Annotated in this window: 2 protein-coding genes; one reads left to right on the top strand and one right to left on the bottom strand. The window is 65.5% G+C overall.

All coding sequences use genetic code 11. The features are described from left to right. Positions 1-175: 175 nt before the first annotated feature. Positions 176-1,105, bottom strand: coding sequence for an AEC family transporter (locus AC4FAH_RS06260; RefSeq protein WP_043333313.1), 930 nt, complete (start codon positions 1,103-1,105; stop codon positions 176-178). A 267-nt stretch (positions 1,106-1,372) separates the two neighbouring features. Between AC4FAH_RS06260 and AC4FAH_RS06255 the strand changes: the two genes are divergently transcribed. After that, a complete protein-coding gene (locus AC4FAH_RS06255; RefSeq protein WP_052384509.1) occupies positions 1,373-1,966 on the top strand; it encodes a hypothetical protein in 594 nt (197 codons plus the stop codon). Positions 1,967-2,208 lie beyond the last annotated feature (242 nt).

Raw genomic sequence — 2,208 nt, 5'->3', positions numbered from 1 at the left:
GTGTTTCTCCTCATCAAGCTAGTCACGGTCTTGGGCATCCTCATCTGGGGATGCCCTTTTTCTTGTGCGCTTTGCGCATTTTGTTGTGCGCTGCGCACACTGCGCGCTCTCACGTCGCGTTCGGATGTGCGGTCGTCAGCTCGACAGCTCGACAGGAGCTCAGGTCGACAGGAGCTCAGTTCGCCAGCCACAGGGGCAGGGTCAGCATCGCCAGCAGCGTCTGGGCGGTGATCAACGCCGCCATCAGCTCGGCATTGCCGCCCAGCTGGCGGGCCAGAATATAGGCGGAGGTCGCGGTGGGCAGCGCCGCGAACAGAATCGCCACATCGCGCGCCACTCCTTCAAGGCCGAACCACCGGCAGAGCACGACCACCAATGCCGGCATCGCCAGCAGCTTCAGCAGGCTCGCCAGCCACGCCACGCTGCCACTGCTCACCAGCACACGCGGGCGCAGCGCCACGCCCACCGCGACCAGGCCGAGCGGCAAGGCGGCGCGTCCCAGCAGGCTGATGGCGTCGCCACTCCAGCCCGGCAAGCCGATGCCGCTCAGGTTGAGCGCCGTGCCGGCCAGACACGCCAGCACCAGCGGATTGCGGGTCAGTGCCTTGAGCGAGCGCAGCAGGCCGCCTTCGCCCAGGGTGCCTGCCCCGATGAAGGCCATCACGCACAGCAGGTTGGCGGCAGGCACCATCAGCGCCAGCGCCACGGCCGCGACGGTCGCCCCGGCACTGCCATGCAGCGCTGCTGCCCCGGCCACGCCGACATAGCTGTTGAAGCGGATGCTGCCCTGGAAGAGCGAGGTAAAGGAGGCGGCGTCGCCCATATGACGGCTCAGCCAGTCCGGCGCGTGACGCCAGCTCAGCCATAGCGCGGCGGCGAACAGCAGCATCGCGCCCAGCATCACGCTGGCCAGTGCCACGACTGGCACGCTGGCCATGTCGGCACGTGCCAGCGTGGACACCAGCATGGCGGGGAACAGCACGTAATAGATCAGGCGTTCCAGTTCGCTCCAGAAGCCTTCGCCGGGGAAGCGCTTCCACCCGAGTAGCGCCCCCGCGAGGATCAACAGGAAGAGGGGGCCGAGCGCCTGCTGTACACTTGCCATGCTGACTCCTTGTCGGGGCTGAGTGCGAATGCCTTGAGAGCGATGTGGCGTGCGCGTGACATGATGTCTCGCCTGCTGCCGCGGTGAGGCGGGCTGGTAAGCTTGTCATGACTCGCTCAGCGCTGCACTTGGACTCAGGTCTTGTTCGCCGGTCACGCGCTGGCGTCATGTCGTGGCTGAGCGCAGACCATTCCCATCACGTCACTTTCTTTCCCATTCGGGGCGCCTTGCCTGTCGATGCGCTGCCGGACCGTTGCCGGAACTGCCATGTATCGCGTAGAAGAAGACAATGCCCGCCCGCGGCTGCTCAATCTGCTGATCATCGTCACGCTGATCACCATCGTGGTCTCGCTGTATTACCTGATCGACTATTACCTGGTACGCGACGGCAGCAACGGCAAGGTGACCTGGTTTGCGCCCAATCAGTCCTGCGAGCTCAATCATGCCCCCTGTACTGCCGAGCTGGGCCGCTTCGGGCGTATTACCCTGGCGCTGGAGGGCGATATCAGTCCGCTGACGCCGCTGGGCATTCGCGTGATGACGGAAGGCGTCTCACCGGAGGGGGTCGAGGTGGACTTCATCGGCCGCCACATGGACATGGGCGTGAAGCGCAGCGTGCTGAACACCACCGATGCCCAGAGCCTCGAGCGCCAGCATTGGCAGGGGGAAGGGCAGCTGGGGTTCTGCAGCAGCGCGACCATGGCGTGGCGTGCGCAGGTGATCGTGACCACCGAGCGTGGCCGACTGGGCAGCTGGTTCGATTTCGATAGCCACCCGCAGGCCACCACGGCGGAGCAGCTCGAAAGCTCGGTCGATCAATTGTTTCGCAGTGATACCCGCCCGACGCATCAGGGCAGCTAGCCGCTGGCGCTGAGCCCGGCCGGCAGGGACGTCGTTTCAGGCAGAAGGCATCGGGAGGCAGGGATGGGCGCAGAGCGAAAGTCACAGGACGGGCAGGCAAGCACTCGCCGACAAGAGAGCCATCAGCTGGACAATAGTCGACAAGAAAGCCATCAGCTGGACAAGGGCGTCGCCAGACGCTGGTGGTTGCTGGGTGCCGTCGGCCTGGCGGCCGTGATCGGTGCCGGTGTCGCCTGGCAGCA

The sequence above is a fragment of the Cobetia sp. genome (assembly GCF_983723665.1).
Note: the sequence above shows the minus strand (reverse complement) of the source record. Positions and strands in the feature narration are given on the sequence as shown.

Coding starts and splice junctions, on each gene's coding strand:
- AC4FAH_RS06255 (WP_052384509.1), top strand. CDS start 1,373: ATGTATCGCGTAGAAGAAGACAATGCCCGCCCGCGGCTGCTCAATCTG.
- AC4FAH_RS06260 (WP_043333313.1), bottom strand. CDS start 1,105: ATGGCAAGTGTACAGCAGGCGCTCGGCCCCCTCTTCCTGTTGATCCTC.